Here is a 19,100-nt window from a genome sequence, read left to right as displayed (position 1 = left end):
ACCTGACAATCTACGCAAAAAGAAAGAGGCTGCCCATTATCGCAACCTCCCTTATTTTTAGAAGAATAAATGTAAGAAATCTTCTGTTGTAATGTTACCGAAGTAACGTGCGATATCTACGCCTTCTAAAGCTACAGTGAATGCATCTTTATCGAATTGAACGCCTGTTAGACGCTCTTCAATATCATGAACATCTAGTGAACCGAAGAAGTCGCCGTAAATTTTGCATTCTGTTACTGTTCCTTTTTTCACTTCAAGACGAACGTCAACTTGTCCAACTGGGAAGCGGTGTGAATGTTGTAAGTTGAACTTCGGTGATTTTCCGTAGTTCCAATCCCAATTTTGGTAACGTTCTTCAGAAAGTTTATGGATCTCTTTCCAATCCTCTTCTGTTAATTCATACGTTGGGATTTCTGTTTCTCCTTCGAAAATTGTTTCTAGAAGAAGTTGTCTAAACTCTTCTGTCGTCATTTCTTCGTTTAGGAACTCTGTAATGTTCGCAACGCGGCTACGGATTGATTTAATACCTTTTGATTGGATTTTATCCATTTTTACTTTTAACGCTGATACGACGTGATCGATTTCAGAGTCAAATAGTAACGTACCGTGACTGAACATACGACCTTTCGTTGAGAACTGCGCATTACCCGAAATTTTTCTACCTTCAGCTAAAATGTCGTTACGACCACTTAGTTCTGCATTTACGCCTAATTTACTAAGCGCTTTCGTTACAGGCTCTGTGAATTTTTTGAAGTTGCTGAAACTGTCTCCATCATCTTTCGTAATAAAACTGAAGTTTAAGTTTCCTAAATCATGATATACTGCACCTCCACCTGATAGACGACGAACGACATGAATACCTTTTTCTTTTACGTAATCTGCATTAATTTCTTCTACTGTGTTTTGGTTTTTACCAATGATTATCGAAGGCTCATTAATGTAAAACAGTAAATATGTTTCGTTAATATCTAAATTCTTCACACAATATTCTTCAATTGCTAAGTTTATTCTAGGGTCTGTAATTCCTTTATTATCAATAAATAACATCGTATCACCTCATGAGTTCCATACGTAGCCACTATGCGCTAGCGTAATATGGCCACTGAGAATTTGTTTTGCTTCTGTTACTAAATCAGCTGGGTTGCCTGTATGCGGTAAGTGCGTTAATAAAAGTTCTTTTACATTCGCATCTTTTGCAATACTTGCTACTTCTGTACTATTCATATGCCCTGCTTTTGCAGCCTCTTGATGTGCATACATATTACACTCACAAATGAAAAGATCAGCATCTTTCGTGAATGGAATGAATTCAGGAATATAACTTGAATCAGCGCTGTATACTACAGCATCATCTCCAGCTGTAATACGCATCGCAAAGCATGTAACAGGATGAACAGTTTTTAAGAACGAAATCGAGAATGGTCCAACTTGAAGTGTTTCTTCTGGATTGTACGCGATTCCTTTCGTATGTGGTTCATGCGTTAAAGAGTTGAATCCATTCTCATCAAACGTATGACCGTATATTGGTAATTCCGGTAGTTGCCCCTTCGTCCCGCTCGTAATTAATCTCGCATATTGCAATACCCCAATGTCTGCAACATGATCATGATGATAGTGTGACAGTACAACTGCATCTATATGAGATGGTGTTATATATTTTTGAAGCTGTGCTAGTACACCACTACCACAGTCTACAAGTAAACGAAAACCATCGTGTTCAAACAAATACCCCGACGTTGCTTCTCCCGCTTCTGGAAAGCCGCCCCAAAAGCCGACAACAGTCATTTTCATATGTATCCATCCTTTCTAAAACCGAGTAGGAATGCATGTTTTACTTACATCCTACATTGTTAACTATAATCCATTTCCTAAACTTTTTCATTATTTTTCAATTTTGTTATAAAACAGTTATTGACTTTTATTTTTTGTACTAATACAATGATAGTAAGAAATGGAAATGGAGGAATTGACATGATCGATCAACCAATGGAGTTTTTCAGAAATTTACCGACGAAAACTTGTGCGCACTGCGGGAAAGAAATTGATGAGCAACACGAAGCATACCATAACAAATGTGATGATTGCGTTCACGAAGAATAGTAGTTTTTGAACATAAAAAAACCTAGCAGACATAGTCTACTAGGCTAATAACATCTTATCCTTCATCGTTGAACCTTTCACCAAGAGCTCCAGTTCAAACTCATACAATTCTTTTTTTCGATAATTTTTCGTATGGATTTTATCCATCATCAGGTCGACAACTTTTCGGGCCATTTCATCAATTGGCTGTTCAATTGTCGTAATACCTGGTTCTGTAATCTGCGATAATATTTGATTATCAAAACCGATAACAGCGAGATCATCTGGAATGCTCCAGTTATGGCGTTTCGCCTCTGAGATAATTCCAGCTGCTACCTCATCGCCTCCTGCCAAAATCGCGGTAGGATTTTTTTTGTCCTTTAATACTTCATGGAATATTCGTTTTCCATCTTCCCAAGAGAAAGCGTTTTCAAGAAAGTCAATCGCTTCTACTTGGCGGCTCTTCTCAGTTATTGCACGTAAAAAGCCCATTTTTCGCTGCTGGCTAACGACTTTGGTTTCGTTACCACGGCAAAAAATAAGATTACGATATCCTTGATCTAACACATGCTTCGCAGCTATGTATGCTCCTTGCGCATGATCAAACTTCACTGTTGGAATATTTGCTTCCTCAATATATTCATTACACAACACGATTGGACCGTGCTGTAAGTATGGCTCTACATCTTCCCACGGATTTTCTAGTGAACATAGAATAATCCCATCTACTTGTTTCGTAGATAATAATTGTAAATACTCCATCTCTTTTTCCGGTAAATATCTTGTTTGACAAATAATCAGTTTATATTTATGTTCAGAAGCAGCAATCTCGATTGCTTCAATAAATCTACTGAAGAAAGGATTTGTAATCCTTGGAACTAGCACCGCAATTGTTTCCGTTTTTTGTTTACGAAGCCTTCTCGCCGCAGAATTAGGAACGAAGCCTAAATGCTTCATTGCTAATTGAACCCTTTTTTTCTTCTCATCTGAAACATATGGATGATTATTAATCACCCTAGAAACCGTTGTCCTTGATAACCCTGCTAATTTCGCCACGTCCTCTATAGTCGACACGAAATTCTCCCCCTTTGCATGAAAACGTTTTCTTAAATTGATTATATAGTATATTATTGGAAACTGCAATATCGGTTGTTATGATTTTACTATATTAATATTATACATAGGTAAAAGTCTGTTAATGCAGGGCAATATACTGCTTTTAGAAATTTACGTTATGTACATTCCTTTTCTTAATACCATATATTCTTTATTTAATATAAAAGCCCATCAATACATCATCTCCATATGATCCATCTTCATATTTAATTTGCTTTCGTTGTCTTCCTTCTTCTACAAAACCCATACGTTTGTACACTTTAATTGCCCGATCATTAACAGAAACTACACCTAAGCAAATTTTCTCTAAACCTTTCTGCCCTTTAGCCCAACTAATAAGAAATTCAATTAATTTCGTGCCGATGCCTTGATTACAATACGCCTCTTTAATCCCCATTCCCATTGTGCCTGCGTGTTGTAACCGTTCTAGTTCATATCGGTTGAAAAGTAAAAAGCCTACCACCTTATAATCTACTTCATACACGATATAAAGATTACCTTTCTCATTACTTTTCCGTATCTTTTCTCTTTCTGCATCAATATCATTCGGTAATTTCTTTGGAGATACTATGAAAAACTTTGTAGTATTTTCCGATAATATAATTTCTTTTCTAATGTTCATTATTGCTTCTGCATCAGCCTCTTTTGCTAATCGTATCATTGAATCACCTCGTACTTTTTCTTTTAAAAAATAATATTAAAACTATAAAACGTCCAATATGCAATATTGCATATTGAGAATCTTTTTACTCTTGATACAATATTCATACATCAAAATAAAAGGAATGTATGCAATGAATCCAATCTTAACAGCTGCAAAACAACTATTACATAAAGAAGAAAAGATTTTATCTACTTTAAAATGTTCACTTACTGGCTATATGATTACGCATAAAGTCCCGTATCCTGGCATGTTACTTGCTACTAATAAAAGACTTCTCTTTTTTAGCCAATATAAAAACACATTTATTGCCGAATTTGATTATGAAAAAATTCTATCCATAGAAACGAAGAGAAGAATCTTTGACAAAAAAATAATATTTTACTATGAAGATGAATATATAACGCTTGGATACATTATAAGTTCGAATGTTGAAGCGTTCATAGACTTACTACAAAGAAACAGCAAGACTAGCACAGGCTTATAATCAGCGGGGATTCCCTCGCTGATTCATTATTTTAACTCCTCCCACTTCGTCCAAACTTCTCTCCCGTTTATACGGTACATATTATCCTCTCTATCCATAAACCTATGTACAATAAATTCACGTCTAATTGTACAAAAATCATCATGATATTGTTTTATAAATGTATTAATTTCTTTTTCTGTATATTGATTTCCAGCATCTAACTTGCTAATTAAATGCTCTAACAATACTAGTTTCTTCTTCTTTTGACCTGGAATCGATTTTAAACGATCCTCTTTATCGAAAAAGTTACGAATGGTCGTATCACGGAATTTCATTTCACTTTCAGTCATTTTTTATCCTCCATCACTTTTTTTCTTTATCTTTTCACTTAAAATATCAATAAAGTAATATCCACCCATTAACACATAATAGAACGTGAGTATTCCAAATGCATCTTTCACACTTGTATATACTTCTTTATCAAACAATATAGGTGAAAGGGCATAAACAAGAAAGATTATTAACGGATTTACGATAAAATAATAAGTAAGATTGCCTTTCATCATATCAACTCCTCTACCCTATGTTTCTCTGTAAATTGTTGTAATTCCTTTTCTTTCGTTTCTATAGCTTTTAGAAAGATTTATAGATGAACTAAGGAAAAGATGCCCTCTATTAAAATAAAAAAGCACCAAAAAGGTGCTTTTATCTACGCTTCAACCGATTGATTTTCAGCAACATTTTTAAATTGTCGTTTGTGCATCAAAGTTAAGGAAGCGATTGTTCCAAGTGATAATACAACGATAAAGATCATGAGCATTCCTATGTTTTGCCACATGAAGTCAAAGTCTCCACTCGATACGACTGCTTTCAATCCTGATACAGAGTATGTCATCGGTAACCAAGCATTGAATGGTTGTAAAAACTTCGGAATCAATTCTAGTGGGAATGTTCCGGCACTTGTTGTAAGCTGCATAATTAATGTGATGATGGCGATAAAACGGCCTGTATCACCGAATGCTGTTACTAAACATTGAATTAATGCGATAAACGCTAAGCTTGTAACGATGCTAAAGAGTATGAAGTACGGAATACTTTGTACTTCTACACCTAATCCGAACAGTAATATAACATCTGCTACTATCGCTTGAATAATACCAACTGATAGTAGTACGCCGAACTTACTAATAAACCAACTAAACCCTGATTTTGGAACACCGACTGTATCGCGTAATGGATATACAATTGATAATAGTAATGCCCCAACAAATAAACCGAGTGATAGGAAATACGGCGTAAATCCAGTTCCGTAGTTTGGAACTTCCGCCATTTTCTCCGTCTTCACTTTTACAGGACTTGCAAACATATCATACGTTTTATCCGTCCCTTTTACTTCACCAGTTTTCACTGCCCCTTCGCCAAGTTTCTCAGCAAGTTCACCTGAACCGTCGTTTACTTTTACGAGACCATCCGTTACTTTTCCTGATCCGTCTGCTAGTTTATTAACGCCATCGATTAGCTGGGTTGAGCCAGTTGATAATGTGCCTAAGCCTGTTGTTACTTGACCGGAGCCATCTGCTAATTGATTTACTCCACCTGCCATTTGATTTGCTCCTACAGATAATGTACCTAAACCACCTGTTACTTGGCTTGAACCATCCGTTAATTGATTTACTCCTGCAGATAATGTTCCTAAACCACCTGTTACTTGGCTTGAGCCATCTGCTAATTGATTTACTCCTGCAGATAATTGACCTAATCCATCTGTTACTTTTCCAGAGCCGCTTTGTAATTGCGTTACTCCATCAATTAATTGAACTGATCCATCTTTTAATTTATCAGTACCTATTTTTGCATTATCTAATCCCTCACCAAATCCATGAAACTTACTAACAAATTCATTTTGTGCGTTCGTTAGTTTCTCAACACCATCTGCCAGAGCTTTCATCCCTGCTGGATTTGGTAATTTATTTTGCAATCCATTTGTTGTTTGATGTATTTCGCCCTTTAATTGTTTTACTTCTTCATTTAGTTTATTTGTTCCACCTGCTACTCCGGCAGCCTTTTGCTGAACTGTCGCTGTACTTTTTACAGCACTTGTTATGAACGGTTGTAACTGCTCTTGATATTCTTTTGGTAAACTTTCAATTTGCTTTCGTAAATTCGCTACATCTTGTGCTGCAGTTTTAGCATCTCCTACTGTTGATTGCGTAAGTTCATTTAACTGATTTATATTCGCCCCAGCTCCATCTATTTTTTCATTTACTGTATTCAATATAGAAGGAACTTTCGACTGCATTTCCTCTAAGCCTGCAGCAGACTTTTGTACGTTACTATTTAAATCTTGCAATCCCTTTTGAATTTCTTGAGACCCTTTTTCTAATTGACTTCGCCCTTCAACAAGTTTTCCCATACCATTTGATAGATCAGTTGTTCCTGTTTTTAAATCACCGGATTTACTTACTAATTTGTTCAAGCCACCGGTCACTTTCTCAGATCCATCACGCAATTCACCCGTTTTTCTATTTAATGTATTTAAACCTGCTGTTACTTTTCCTGACCCATCTACTAATTTTCCGATACCTGCATTGCTATTTAATACATGTAAACCATCTGTTACTTTTCCTGATCCATCTACTAATTTCCCGATACCTATTTGCATTTCACCGGTTTTGCTATTTAACGTATTTAAACCTGCTGTCACTTTCCCAGATCCATCAAATAGTTTCCCAACTCCATCCTTCATCTCCCCAGATTTCCCTTGAAGTGTATGAAGGCCATCCGTCACTTTACTTGAACCATCATGCAATTCACTTGATCCGTCGTGTAGTTTACTTGCCCCTTCCGCTCCATCTGCTAATCCTTTTGAGACGTCTTTAATAGAATCGAACATTTTCTCTGCATATGTTTTCGTTAACGTGCTTGATACTTCAGTTTTAATCTTTTCAATGGCTGTTCCTCCAATTTGTGAAGATAAGAAGTTTAAACTTTCGTTTGGAATGTACTCTAAGTTTAATGGCTTTGGATTGTCTTTTAGTAACGTTGTAGCGTTACTTGAGAAGTCATCTGGAATGCGCACTAACATGTAATACTTTCTACCTTCCATTCCTTTCTTTGCTTCTTTTTCACTTACGAACTCCCATTTAAAACTTTTATTATCTTTTAAATTATCAACGAGCCCTTTTCCGACCTCAATTGGTTTCCCATCAAATACTGCGCCTTTATCTAAATTGACTACTGCAACTGGTAAGTCATCTAACTGTTTATACGGATCCCAAAAAGCCCACAAAAACATCCCTGCATATAAAATTGGTACGAATAAGACCGCAATAATTGGAATTAATATTTTTTTACTTTTTATAATTTCCGTGAACTCTTTCCGAAGTAACTGATTCCCTTTCATAATTTCTCCCCCTTTTATAAAATGACCAAAATGTTCATATAGTCATTTTTACCCAAACAAAAAGGCTATACTTGTTCATACATATGCCTTATCCCTGAATTTATTACTATGCAACTTTTTCTTATTATGATTATAATTTTTCTATATCCCCCCTTAACCTAAATATATGACCGCATTGTTCATTTGGTCATTTTTTATAAAATTAAAAGGATTATCTTAGTTTGACAATCCTTTTAGTAAATAAAGTTCAAATAACTCTGCAATTTTTTCTTTTTCTAGCGGTTCGTGATTTTTTTCCCAATCAAAAATAAGCGATACATATAGACGAAGCATAATAAATGCTGTAATTTCTGGATCACATTTGCTAATTTCACCTTTTTCAATCGCAATTTTTAAATACGATTGAATAACAGAAACGATTTCCACATCAACTTGTTGCATCACTTCTTGTACTTCTTTCGTTCCCATATCGCGCTCTTCTTGAATTAATTTAATCATGAGCTGATGTTCTTTTCTAAATTCCAAGATGCTATATAATGCTCTATGTACATTTTCAAAAAATGAAACATCTGAACGAATTGCACTTTCTGCAACTTGCTTCATTTCTGTAATTAAATTAGAAATAATTTCACCAAATAACTCTTCTTTATTTTTGAAAAAAGTATAAATCGTTCCTTTCCCTACATTCGCTAACTTCGCTACTTGATCCATCGTTGTTGCTTTATAGCCGAACGCTGAAAAAGACTTTGTTGCAGCCTCAATAATAGAACGTTTTCGATCTATTGCCACATCATCACCTCCAAAAATGACCAATTGGATAATATAGTCAATCAGTACATCTTTGATATTACCACACGCTTACATTCTATACAAGTTCTCTTTTTATTATTTCCAGTATAAAAAAATTCCAGTCAGTGTATATCATACTTTCCATAGTTTATCAAAAAGTATACTTGTATGGAAAGCTAGAATATATTCGTAAATAATTGCTGACTAGATCCCACTAGAAATTTAATAAAATAGACAGTGTTCTTAAAACCAACGGTTTAAGAACACTGCCTTTTATTTTGACATAGAAAGTAATATTTTCTCCATCTCTTTCTTAGTTAGATCATCATCAATTATCTCTTCGTATATCTTTGTATCTCTTGTAAAAATATCATTTACTATGACAATTTGATAATCACTATTCTTACCTTGTGCTGGTACAAACATTTTAAGGCCCCTTAACTTCCCCTCTCCATGAGAAGATTTATTATATACCATTCCTTTCCCATCTAAACTATAACTTTCTAGATTCTCTACCCCAGGCATCATGTAGTGTAGTGGATCCTTACCACCATTAACATTACCATCCATATACATCCTTGACTGGTAAATTGTAAAACCATATTTCCCTTTTGTATATTCTGATTTAATAACTAATTCTATATCTCTTCCAAAATATGAATCAGCCCATTCTCTCTTTAATTCATAACCTTCAGGTATATAAGTTGGCTCCTTAATTTGATACGGTACATGTTCTTTTGCTTCTTCTATAGTATATGTTAAAGACTTCTCCAGCTTATCTCCAAGCGGTTTTAATGTCTTCTCAATAGTAGCTAGTCTTTCTTGATCAGCTTTCTTCAAGCGTTCAGGTTTATATTCCTTTGTATCTCCATCATAATTCTCAGGCACATTTTTCTTAACCATTGCTTTTTTATGAATTTCTTGCGCTTCCTTAAATAATCGAACATACTGCTCAAATTCTTCTTTTGTAAAATTCTTTTCTGCCAAATACAAAAAATCTGTATTCTTTTTATATGACGTTATTGACATCCCCCATTCTCTACTTGCATTCTCCGGTGTACCTAATACTGTTTCTATCGCTTTTTCAAATGCCGCTTTAGATTGCTTTTTTTCTACAACTTTTTCTTTCTGTCTTTCATCTCCTTCAGTTATCCTTGCATTTAATAAAAATCCGCCTGCTATAGCTGCTATAGCAATAACTCCGAGTAAAGAAAGACGATACGATTTCTTTTGGAATTTTTTAATCATAATGATTCTCCTTTTTAGTGTTCGTTTATTTCTACTTAAATTTGCTAGGCTTGGTACTTGATAGGAATAGTGTTCTAAAAGGGTAATAATTGTATGACCGTATGCAATTTGTTCCTCTTTATCTATAAAAGTAAGTGCATATGCATCACAGGCTAATTCTTGATCTTCTCGCATACAAAAATAGGCGTACCAAAGAATTGGATTGAACCAATTTAATATGATTAAACTGTACATAATCCAATTTACAGCTACATCGTTTCTCTTAATATGAGCTAACTCATGGTAAAAGACATATTGTAATTGTTGTTCATTTAATACTTTCATATGTTTTTTTGATAGTAATACTTTCGGGCGAAAGAAACTAAAAACCGTTGGACTTGCAATCTTTCCTGCAAGACGTAATGAAACTGCCTTCTTCATTTTCATAGACTGCTTACAGCGATTAAACACTGTAGTGACCTGTTCGTCCGTAATATCCGGTTGTTTCTTTATGTAAGAATATAAACGTCTATTTGTAAGAAACGTGATGGCTGCTAATATGATTACCCCAGCTAGCCACACATACAAAGCAAGTTTGTATAAAGAAAATGTAGTCTGTTTTTCCGAACTGACTTTTACTTCCGGTTCGCTAGTTTTTGTCACCATTTTAGAATTTGATTCCAATTCCACTTTTCGGTCGCTTTCTATGTTCACTATATTCTCAGTAGCCGGCATATTTTTTGGAATAACTTCCGATACGCTAGAACTATAAGAAAGTAATGAGTAAATGCTATAAGAGCTATCTGGCGACCACGGTAAAAGGAGTCTTATCATTAATACGATCCACAGCATATATTGCCACCGGGGGGTTAATTTATTTCTAAATAGAACTTTTATACATAAAATAAATCCGACTAATATGCTAGCCATAAGTGACGTTTCTATAAGCCAATCAAAAAAATGAGGAAGGTATACATTTATAAGCGTGTTTATCATTTTTATCGATCCTTCCTCTTATTCTCCTCTGTCTTCTCATCTAAAATGCGTTTTAATTCATTAATATCTTCTGAAGATAATTTCTCCTCTTTTAAGAAATTAACAAGTAATGGCTTAAACGCTGCACCGCAAAAACGTTTTAGTAAAGATTTCGTTTCCACTTGCAAATAATTATCTTGTGATACTAACGGGTAATAAGCGTACATACGCCCTTTATCTTGATGGTAAGAAACGGCTTCTTTTTGCACTAATCGATTAATTAATGTGCGGATTGTTTTCGGTTTCCAGTCCATTGCATCTTCCAGTTCTTCTATAATTTCATTCGCTGTTTGCGGAGAATTCGACCAAAGTACTTTCATAATTTCTAATTCCGCTTCAGATATTTTAGGTAATTGATTTGTCATCGTATGTTTCACTCCTAAGTATTACATTTGTAATCTATAATTAAGATTACAAATGTAATACTTAATTGTCAACCATATTTTAGAAAAATTAATTTCAGCTAAACCTTACTTCACAACAACAAAATTCCTCTTTTTCAAATAATCAAATAAAAAAACAAGAAAATCTTTACAATTAATAGTAATATAGAAAATAGACAAGTTTATCAAAACAGTGGAGGCTTTTTCAGTCATGATGCGTGCACTTCGTTTAAATATAAAGCAAGCTTTTTGTAGTCGTATTTCTTTAATTATGATGCTTAGTGGATTCGTTCTTATTTGCATTTATCACTATTATTATGTAATTCGTTATTTAGGAAACGCAGCAAATGGTCCTATATCAACAGATTTAAAATGGATTGGATTTCGCGACAATGAAATGGATGTTTATTTATTATTAATGCCAGTTATTGCGAGTTTCCCCTTTAGTACAAGTTACAATTCGGATAAGTCCGATGGTTTTAAACCGTTTGTGAGTAAGGGGATTTCTATATTTCCTTATTCAGTAGCGAAATATATCGTTACGTTTTTTTGCGGAGGATTTCTTTATACACTTCCATTCATCTTATCGTTATTATTTTGCAAATTAACCATTCCAGACGGAACACCTACGGTTGGTTCAGGCATCATAAATGCTGATGGAATGTTCGCAAACCTATATTTTGATGCGCCTCTCACTTACATTGCTGTATATATCGGAATTAATTTTTTATTTGCAGGTTTAATGGCCCTTTTAGGACTTGCTGCATCTGTATGGTCACAAAAAGACTATATGGCAATTCTCTTTCCATTTGCAGCCGCCTCCATTCCTTACGTCCTGCTAAATACAATACTTCCTTCAATAGGCGGAGCACCTTTTCATTTATATGATCCGAAACAACCATTGCAAGGCATGTCACCATATATTTTAATGACGCAATGTGCTTTCTTCCTTTTCGTTAGCTTACTTATGTATATACAAGGAGTAAAGCGGGATAGAAAAAAATATAAAAGAAGACTGCAAAAAAGAGAGCGGTGTAGAAAAGCGTTTCAAGTATAATAAAACCCTAATTTCCTTACTATATTGGAAATTAGGGTTTATTTACTATTCACTTATGGCGTACCTGCCACCCCCCATAAAATAACGACCGCTACAAAGTAAATCGCTTTAATACCTACAACTAAACATAATGAAACAATTGCATATTTACTTAATTCTCTTCTTGCACCTATTAAAGTGAAAATAACCGCCAAACTAAATGTTATATAAGAAGCTGCTGTATGTATTAAGTTATACGTAATATCTAGATTGCTTGTAAGTCCTGTTATATCAGCTACAAACTGAAGCATGATGATCGTACTAAAAAAAATTGCAAACTGATTCATTACCTTTCCATTTATTTGTAACTGCATTGTTGTCCCCCTTATTAAAAACTAAACATTCAATCAATTTTATCATTAGATTACAAAAAAAGGAATCATCTCTTTATACTATTCTATAACGATGCAAAAAAAGAACGCTTAGTCACCTAAGCGTTCCCCACTTTAAGAAGCCTTCTTCAAATCAATTTGAGCAAGTACTGGGTCGTGGTCACTTACACGTCCGTGTTCTTTCATAATGTTTGAGTTTAAGTGTACTGGGTCTACAATTGTGTGTGGTGCGATATTGTTTGTTACTAAAATATGATCTAACACTTGTGCATTTCCTTCGTGAATGTACGTGTAACGATTCTCTTTCGGCACTGTGTTTAACATATCTTTTAAGATTGTTCCCTCTAGTGTTTTTAGTGGTTTAGAGAATTCGAAATCGTTCATATCACCTAACACAACAACTGGTGCATTTGTATTCTTTTTCTGAATTCCTTGCACGAAATAATTTACTTCTTGTGCTAACTGAATTCGTTTGTCTTCACTCTTTAATACGAGCGGCTGCACTTTTCCAAATGGCGTTGCATCTCCTAGTTTTGAGTTTAAGTGATTTGCAACGACAACAATGTTTTGTCCTTGGAACGTAAATTCTGCCGCTAGCGGTTTACGTGTACTTTCAAACAATGGATTTTCGTCTCCAATACGAACAACATTCTTATCAAGTAACTTCGGTACCGTCGCTAATTTCACGCGTGATGGATTATAGAAGAAGCCGACGCGAATATTCGCTCCTGGTGCTCCTCCATCTTGATTATTGTTTGGAGCGATTTCTACATACTCATACTTCGGTCCACGAATTTCTAGAACTGCATCAATGATACGTTTTGCGCTTAATGACGCATCTGTTGTACCGTCATTAATTGATCCGTTATTATCTTGCATTTCCTCTACACCGATAATATCTGGCATTTTTAAATTGTATTTAATAGAATACGCTAACGCTTTTACTTTTTCATCTGTTGTTTCTTTTTTATTCGCCGAGAAGTTTTCAATGTTATATGTAGCAACCGTTAACTTATCAAGACGTGGCTGAATATTTGCCCCTACTTGCTTAAATCCACCATCCACTACAGCTGGCAGTTCTGTTATTGGCGAAATACGGAAAGAACCGTAATCATATCCTACTACCCCTGTTATATCTCCAGTAAAAGTATCTCCTACTTTTGCTACATAATCGCGAGGTACTTTTACAGAAAGGCGCTCTGGGTTTAATTGATTTTCATCTAATAGAGGTGTGCCATATTGTGTTACTATTTTATCTCCACCATTTTTTACTGTTACATATAAATTTCCGTTTTTCTGAGGTGTAATAATTTTTGGTGTTGGCATCGTAACACGCATACCTTCTATACTTTCATAGAAGTCGATTGCATCTTCATTTGGATCAAATAAACCAAATGCATCATTATCAATAATCTGGTCCGGGATTTTCACACCGTTTTCCCCAAGTACAATCGGTGCTGGCAAAGATTGATCTTTTGCGATTACAGCAACGCGGCTCGCTTTAATTTCAGTCGTCGTTAAGTCTGTTTCAAATCGCTCTGCATATCCTGGTCCAACATATTCTTCTACTACTCCATCAACTTGAATAAGATCTCCTACTGCTACATTCACATCTTTTTTATATACGTACATACCTTCTGAAGTAGCTGGATCATTATCTGGCTGATTATCTTCTATATAAAAGCCGTTTTTATCAAGCGCTGTGACAACGCCTTCCACATTGTTTACTTTCTTCCCGTTGTAAGGAGACATATGTGATTTCCCTTGAATGTCATGAATACGAACCTGTTCATTATTTACGATAATAAATGAAAATGTCGAAATTGCTGAAGGAGTAAGTCCTTCTTTTTCTGCGATTGCTTTCACTACACTATTTTCATTCACTATAATTTGTCCATTATAACGAACGCTTTTATTAGTAGGATTAGAGCCATCTAACGTATAGTAGATTGTTGCGCCTTCTGTATTCGTCGTTAATGTTACCGCTGTTCCTTTAGCAACTTCTCCACCGTTCGGTGAAGCTACTACATCGCTAACACGGTTTTGTCCTTCACCTTGAAACTTATAAGCTGTTACTGATTTTAGACCTGGGTTACTAAAATATAATTCAAGGGTCCCAGTCAAACTAACTTTCTTCCCGATATTTTCAGGGTGATCTTTTACATTCACTGCCGTTCTCACATCACCTTTCGGTAACTGAACGGGCATGATTTTGTCTGGATTCGTTTCGTTTGGCGAATCTGCAATTGCTACGTTTGTATCATCAAACTTAGCTGGATCCTTCGTATATTTAGAAGAACTTTGCGTATATCCAACAATATATCCTTCTACTATCCCCTTCGTTTTCCCTTGCTGCTTAAATACTTGAATTGCTTTTTCTACTGACATAGAAGCAGTTTCTTCTGCTTGCGCTAAAGTTCCAGTAAATGAAAGCAATAGCAAGAATGATAAAAAGACACTTAACAATTTCTTCACAGCCATTTTCCTCTCTCTATTTCATATTTTCTCAGCATTTCTATCATAACAAATGATTCGTTATATAGAACTATATTTCGACAAATTTTACAAAAGATTTATTTAATTTACAAGCTTTCAAACTATAATACAAAATAATAATTTTACACCTTCTACAAATACACTCTATAATGTTAGAGAGAGAAAACAGAAAATATCGACATTTAATTGGCATGTAAAATGGATTCATTTGAATAGGAGTGATTGGATGGAAGTGCAAACAGAAACATACCGCGCAGCTATGAATGGAACATTAGAACGTCATTTTTCAGATATGATTGCCGTTATACCAACTAGAATTACAATTGAGCAGTTAAAACAGCGACTAGAAACGATCGCTACTAAAGTTGATGATTTAAAAATTGTTTATAGTGATGAGACAAGCCTTATTGTTGAATTACATATGGGTGAAACAGTCATACCGTATGAACTGCATATTGATGAACCGAACGATCCAGAAGGATATAAAATGTACAATAGACAAGATGCTACAATCGTAGATCGTAATTTTGAAGATGCAGCTTTCGGCACTGAAATTTTCACTCGTACGCTATTTGTAGGCGATGTACTGGACTGCTTTTTCCAGCAGTTACAGTTCTTATGGAATCTCTCCCCAGATTTGTTATTTGTAATCGATTCAAGTGCAGCAATGAAAGTGATATCTAGAAGCTATATTGAATATCACGTTGAAAATGAATTATTACCTGACATTCCTGACTTATACGTTATTCATTCCGTTTATGAAGACGATAAAGACGGTGAGCCTACGCAATATTGGTTTCATACACATGGTCTTTTAAGAGCAGGCGTAACTGAAATAGAGTTAATTATTCCAAATCGCATTTCTTCCTACTACGGCATTAGCGATCTCTTTCAAACATTTGCTAATAATGCCGTTGAGAATGGACAAGTCCCTATGAATGAGCCTATCGTTATCGCGCATAGTCAGCAAGGTTCTATACATACAGTCGCTGTTCCGTGGGAAAAAGGATTATCTTATATAGGGCATAAAACGAGTATGGACCAATTATCTTCAATCGAAGATGAGGAAGTGAAACTACAACCAATAGATGCACAAAATACATTCTTAGGCGGAATGGATGCCCGAGATGAATACCATCAATCTCCATCCGTTCTCTTATTCAAATTTAATACTTCAGAAGAATATATTGAAAGTTTTTTCAAAGAACACGAGGAAGCTACAGGGCTCATGTTCTATAAAACAAATAGTGAAACCGATCGTATGGCTTACAATGCGAAAAATACTTTCGGGTATTTCAGCAACATTTTTCACATTGAACAATCAAATGAAGATTTTCGTTTCCTTGCTAAGTTTGGTGTCTCCTACGAAGAAGGAAAAAGTGAACATATGTGGTTTGAAATGCAAAACATTACGGAAGATTTCATTCAAGGAATACTCATTAATGAACCATATTTCATAGAAGATATGAGTGAAGGAAATAGTTATCATTTAGATTTTGATAACTTAACAGAGTGGGTTATTTATGCAGGAGATGCTGTTATAAAGCCAAATAACTTATATATGTTTATTGGCGAATAAGTATTTTATATAATAAACGAAACGCCTTCAATATGATTGAAGGCGTTTCTTATAATTTATTGTGCGATTAATTCAGCATCTATTACTTTCTCCAAATGAGATAATACACGCTTTGCAGCTTCCTCACCTTGATTAATACAGTCTGGAAGTCCAGCGCCAGCATAGGAGCTACCTGCCAAGTATATACCTGGCAACTCTTTCTCCATAAATGTTGTGAGCTGTTTCATTCGCTCGTTATGGCCTACTGTATATTGAGGCATCGCTTCTTTCCAGCGACTTACGATTGTAAACTCTGGATCCTCTGTAATATCCATCGTCTTCTTTAAATCTTCTAGTACGAGCTGAACGAGTTCTTCTTCAGTTTGTTCTACAACCGCTTCATCACCAGCACGTCCAACGTAGCAACGAAGGAGTGTTTTTCCTTCTGGCGTTGTATGCGGCCATTTTTTATGCGTCCACGTACATGCTGTAATGGTGTAATCGCTATTTCGTGATACGACAAATCCTGTACCATTAATATCGCGCTGGATTGCAGACTTTTGGAAAGCAAGTGCCACATTCGCAACGGATGTGGATGGAATATTACGGAAGAAACGAAACTGCTTGTACTGAGCAAACATGGACGGCAATACTTTATGCGAAGTTGCCACTACGATGGCGTCCGCTTCTATTTCTTTTCCGTTACTAAGAGTAATTGTATAACCATCACCCTGTTTTGCAACTTTTTCAATGCGAGTTCCCTTTATTATCGTACCTTCATGCATCTTTGCTTCGAGAGATTTTACGATAGATTCTAAACCTGTTTTCACTGTTTGGAACATTCCCTTTTTCGGTTCAGCTTTCTCTTCTTTCGGAGCGAGCGTACGCATACCGAGTGAAATACTGCGATGTTTCTGCTCAATCTGATACATTTGCGGGAATGTTGACATTAAGCTCATTTCATCAATATCCCCTGCATAAATACCCGATAGTAACGGTTCTATTAAGTTTTCAACCACTTCGTTTCCAAGACGATGTCTGAAAAATTGTCCGAGTGATTGGTCAGATACTGGCTTTGACCTCGGCATTAATAGATCAAAACCAGCTCTTAGTTTACCAATTGGGGAGAACAGCCCGGAAAATAGAAACGGCGTAATTTGCGTTGGAATTCCCATCATTGATCCATTCGGCATTTTATGTAACCGATTGTTTACGAGGATAAATGATTGACCGGCTTGATTATTTACAAGTTCATCGCCAAGACCTAATTCTTTCACTAATCTAGCTGCACTTTCTTTTCGTGCTAAGAAAGAATCCGGTCCGCGCTCAATTGTAAATCCATCTTTTCGAACGGTTTGAATTTTTCCGCCAAGTTTACCCGATGCTTCTATAAGTAATGTATCAATCGGCAAGTTTTTTTCATGAATATTTTTTTGTAAGTTATACATTGCTGTTAATCCAGTGATGCCTCCGCCGACGATCACAACTTTTTTCCTCAAGCAGGCTCCCCCTTTCTTCTTACAGTACAGATTCTTTTTTCTTTAATACAACATCTGTTAAACAATCAATAAATGCGTCCGATGCATTTGGCATTTCTGGACGATAATATTTCGCACCAATTTCATCCGTTACAACTTTACACTCAAAGTCGTTGTCATATAAAACTTCTAAATGTTCCGCAACAAATCCAACTGGTGCATATACGAATGAAGTATAACCGTGCTTTTCATTTAGTTCTCTCGTTAAATCTTGTACATCTGGACCAATCCAAGGATCTGGTGTGTTTCCTGCACTTTGCCAGCCTACTGCATAGTTTGCTACTTCAGCTCCGCGCGCGATATAATCCGCTGTTTCATTTAATTGATCTGGATATGGATCGCCCATTGCAATAATTTTCTCTGGTAAGCTATGTGCAGATACGATTAATACTGCTTTTTCACGCTCTGCATCTGACATACCGTTATATATACCTTTCACTGCATCAACCCAGTACTGGATGAATTTCGGCTCTTTATACCAGCTATCAATGCCGTGAATTGTTAAGTTTCCAAGTTTCTCAGCTTCTTCTTGTGCTCGTCCAACGTATGATTTCACGCTAAACGTAGAATAGTGAGGTGCAAGAACAAGTGCGATTGCATCTTGTATTCCGTCGTTATGCATATCTTTCACCGCATCTTCAATAAACGGTTCAATATGTTTTAAACCAAGATACATATGGTACTCTACTTCATCTTGTACTTCATTTAAACGCTGTTCTAACTTCTTAGCTTGCTCTAATGTAATAGTAGCTAAAGGAGAAATACCACCAATTGCACGGTAACGCTCTGTTAAATCTTCCAGCATTTCAGGACTTGGCTTTCTTCCTCTACGAATATGTGTATAGTAACGTTCAATATCTTCTTCTTTATATGGCGTTCCGTATGCCATTACAAGCAAACCAATTTTCTTTTTCATAC

At 35.6% G+C, this 19,100-nt stretch carries 18 protein-coding genes; 4 read left to right on the top strand and 14 right to left on the bottom strand.

All coding sequences use genetic code 11. The features are described from left to right. Positions 1 to 57: 57 nt before the first annotated feature. Positions 58 to 1,047 carry a lipoate--protein ligase gene (locus tag V7S45_RS05460; protein WP_000897281.1) on the bottom strand — a complete coding sequence of 330 codons (990 nt, stop codon included), beginning with the start codon at positions 1,045 to 1,047 and terminating at the stop codon, positions 58 to 60. A 9-nt stretch (positions 1,048 to 1,056) separates the two neighbouring features. After that, a complete protein-coding gene (locus V7S45_RS05455; protein WP_257115914.1) occupies positions 1,057 to 1,791 on the bottom strand; it encodes an MBL fold metallo-hydrolase in 735 nt (244 codons plus the stop codon). A gap of 180 nt (positions 1,792 to 1,971) precedes the next feature. Here V7S45_RS05455 and yhfH point away from each other — a divergent pair, with 180 nt between their 5' ends. Continuing rightward, entirely contained in the window at positions 1,972 to 2,100 is a 129-nt protein-coding gene (gene yhfH, locus V7S45_RS05450; RefSeq protein ID WP_000567010.1) for a protein YhfH, read from the top strand. A 39-nt stretch (positions 2,101 to 2,139) separates the two neighbouring features. Here the strand turns inward: yhfH and V7S45_RS05445 are convergent, their stop codons facing one another. After that, a complete protein-coding gene (locus V7S45_RS05445; RefSeq protein ID WP_000103715.1) occupies positions 2,140 to 3,153 on the bottom strand; it encodes a LacI family DNA-binding transcriptional regulator in 1,014 nt (337 codons plus the stop codon). A gap of 193 nt (positions 3,154 to 3,346) precedes the next feature. Next, a complete protein-coding gene (locus tag V7S45_RS05440; RefSeq protein WP_000620018.1) occupies positions 3,347 to 3,856 on the bottom strand; it encodes a GNAT family N-acetyltransferase in 510 nt (169 codons plus the stop codon). A gap of 133 nt (positions 3,857 to 3,989) precedes the next feature. Between V7S45_RS05440 and V7S45_RS05435 the strand changes: the two genes are divergently transcribed. Next, the gene (locus V7S45_RS05435; RefSeq protein ID WP_342761687.1) at positions 3,990 to 4,343 is read left to right on the top strand and encodes a PH domain-containing protein; all 354 of its coding nucleotides are present in this window, start codon (positions 3,990 to 3,992) and stop codon (positions 4,341 to 4,343) included. Between the two features lie 26 nt (positions 4,344 to 4,369). Here V7S45_RS05435 and V7S45_RS05430 read toward each other — a convergent pair whose 3' ends face one another. From V7S45_RS05430 to V7S45_RS05405, 6 genes are all read right to left on the bottom strand, one after another. Then, a complete protein-coding gene (locus V7S45_RS05430) occupies positions 4,370 to 4,675 on the bottom strand; it encodes a DUF2087 domain-containing protein (protein ID WP_000140286.1) in 306 nt (101 codons plus the stop codon). Positions 4,676 to 4,678: 3 nt separating this feature from the next. Beyond that, positions 4,679 to 4,891, bottom strand: coding sequence for a hypothetical protein (locus V7S45_RS05425; RefSeq protein WP_033667903.1), 213 nt, complete (start codon positions 4,889 to 4,891; stop codon positions 4,679 to 4,681). A gap of 143 nt (positions 4,892 to 5,034) precedes the next feature. After that, on the bottom strand, positions 5,035 to 7,728 hold the full coding sequence (locus tag V7S45_RS05420) for a YhgE/Pip domain-containing protein (RefSeq protein ID WP_342761686.1): 2,694 nt from the start codon (positions 7,726 to 7,728) through the stop codon (positions 5,035 to 5,037). A gap of 216 nt (positions 7,729 to 7,944) precedes the next feature. Continuing rightward, complete coding sequence (locus V7S45_RS05415; protein WP_000963381.1) at positions 7,945 to 8,517, bottom strand: TetR/AcrR family transcriptional regulator; 573 nt, start codon at positions 8,515 to 8,517, stop codon at positions 7,945 to 7,947. Positions 8,518 to 8,790: 273 nt separating this feature from the next. Then, a complete protein-coding gene (locus tag V7S45_RS05410) occupies positions 8,791 to 10,740 on the bottom strand; it encodes a M56 family metallopeptidase (protein WP_098434710.1) in 1,950 nt (649 codons plus the stop codon). A 2-nt stretch (positions 10,741 to 10,742) separates the two neighbouring features. Next, on the bottom strand, positions 10,743 to 11,144 hold the full coding sequence (locus V7S45_RS05405; protein ID WP_000184503.1) for a BlaI/MecI/CopY family transcriptional regulator: 402 nt from the start codon (positions 11,142 to 11,144) through the stop codon (positions 10,743 to 10,745). Positions 11,145 to 11,373: 229 nt separating this feature from the next. Here V7S45_RS05405 and V7S45_RS05400 point away from each other — a divergent pair, with 229 nt between their 5' ends. Further along, positions 11,374 to 12,219, top strand: coding sequence for a hypothetical protein (locus V7S45_RS05400; RefSeq protein ID WP_000984174.1), 846 nt, complete (start codon positions 11,374 to 11,376; stop codon positions 12,217 to 12,219). Between the two features lie 53 nt (positions 12,220 to 12,272). Here the strand turns inward: V7S45_RS05400 and V7S45_RS05395 are convergent, their stop codons facing one another. Both V7S45_RS05395 and V7S45_RS05390 read right to left on the bottom strand, forming a co-directional pair. Continuing rightward, complete coding sequence (locus tag V7S45_RS05395) at positions 12,273 to 12,572, bottom strand: hypothetical protein (protein WP_001176845.1); 300 nt, start codon at positions 12,570 to 12,572, stop codon at positions 12,273 to 12,275. Between the two features lie 132 nt (positions 12,573 to 12,704). After that, the gene (locus V7S45_RS05390; RefSeq protein WP_098218413.1) at positions 12,705 to 15,071 is read right to left on the bottom strand and encodes a DUF6359 domain-containing protein; all 2,367 of its coding nucleotides are present in this window, start codon (positions 15,069 to 15,071) and stop codon (positions 12,705 to 12,707) included. A 241-nt stretch (positions 15,072 to 15,312) separates the two neighbouring features. Between V7S45_RS05390 and V7S45_RS05385 the strand changes: the two genes are divergently transcribed. After that, positions 15,313 to 16,665 carry a DUF4026 domain-containing protein gene (locus V7S45_RS05385; protein WP_097796474.1) on the top strand — a complete coding sequence of 451 codons (1,353 nt, stop codon included), beginning with the start codon at positions 15,313 to 15,315 and terminating at the stop codon, positions 16,663 to 16,665. Positions 16,666 to 16,721: 56 nt separating this feature from the next. On the opposite strand, the gene hemY is transcribed toward V7S45_RS05385, so the two are convergent. Together hemY and hemH are read right to left on the bottom strand one after the other, a co-directional pair. Continuing rightward, a complete protein-coding gene (hemY, locus tag V7S45_RS05380) occupies positions 16,722 to 18,143 on the bottom strand; it encodes a protoporphyrinogen oxidase (RefSeq protein WP_001228100.1) in 1,422 nt (473 codons plus the stop codon). Positions 18,144 to 18,162: 19 nt separating this feature from the next. Beyond that, on the bottom strand, positions 18,163 to 19,098 hold the full coding sequence (hemH, locus tag V7S45_RS05375; RefSeq protein ID WP_000726800.1) for a ferrochelatase: 936 nt from the start codon (positions 19,096 to 19,098) through the stop codon (positions 18,163 to 18,165). Positions 19,099 to 19,100: the final 2 nt, after the last annotated feature.

The sequence above is a fragment of the Bacillus sp. BR3(2024) genome, from assembly GCF_039134555.1.
In the GTDB taxonomy this organism is placed as follows: Bacteria; Bacillota; Bacilli; order Bacillales; family Bacillaceae_G; genus Bacillus_A; species Bacillus_A cereus.
The sequence above is the reverse complement of the archived record's forward strand: the minus strand, read 5'-3'. Positions and strand labels throughout refer to the sequence as shown.

Coding starts and splice junctions, on each gene's coding strand:
- V7S45_RS05460 (WP_000897281.1), bottom strand. CDS start 1,047: ATGTTATTTATTGATAATAAAGGAATTACAGACCCTAGAATAAACTTA.
- V7S45_RS05455 (WP_257115914.1), bottom strand. CDS start 1,791: ATGAAAATGACTGTTGTCGGCTTTTGGGGCGGCTTTCCAGAAGCGGGA.
- yhfH (WP_000567010.1), top strand. CDS start 1,972: ATGATCGATCAACCAATGGAGTTTTTCAGAAATTTACCGACGAAAACT.
- V7S45_RS05440 (WP_000620018.1), bottom strand. CDS start 3,856: ATGATACGATTAGCAAAAGAGGCTGATGCAGAAGCAATAATGAACATT.
- V7S45_RS05435 (WP_342761687.1), top strand. CDS start 3,990: ATGAATCCAATCTTAACAGCTGCAAAACAACTATTACATAAAGAAGAA.
- V7S45_RS05430 (WP_000140286.1), bottom strand. CDS start 4,675: ATGACTGAAAGTGAAATGAAATTCCGTGATACGACCATTCGTAACTTT.
- V7S45_RS05425 (WP_033667903.1), bottom strand. CDS start 4,891: ATGATGAAAGGCAATCTTACTTATTATTTTATCGTAAATCCGTTAATA.
- V7S45_RS05420 (WP_342761686.1), bottom strand. CDS start 7,728: ATGAAAGGGAATCAGTTACTTCGGAAAGAGTTCACGGAAATTATAAAA.
- V7S45_RS05410 (WP_098434710.1), bottom strand. CDS start 10,740: ATGATAAACACGCTTATAAATGTATACCTTCCTCATTTTTTTGATTGG.
- V7S45_RS05405 (WP_000184503.1), bottom strand. CDS start 11,144: ATGACAAATCAATTACCTAAAATATCTGAAGCGGAATTAGAAATTATG.
- V7S45_RS05400 (WP_000984174.1), top strand. CDS start 11,374: ATGATGCGTGCACTTCGTTTAAATATAAAGCAAGCTTTTTGTAGTCGT.
- V7S45_RS05395 (WP_001176845.1), bottom strand. CDS start 12,572: ATGCAGTTACAAATAAATGGAAAGGTAATGAATCAGTTTGCAATTTTT.
- V7S45_RS05390 (WP_098218413.1), bottom strand. CDS start 15,071: ATGGCTGTGAAGAAATTGTTAAGTGTCTTTTTATCATTCTTGCTATTG.
- V7S45_RS05385 (WP_097796474.1), top strand. CDS start 15,313: ATGGAAGTGCAAACAGAAACATACCGCGCAGCTATGAATGGAACATTA.
- hemH (WP_000726800.1), bottom strand. CDS start 19,098: ATGAAAAAGAAAATTGGTTTGCTTGTAATGGCATACGGAACGCCATAT.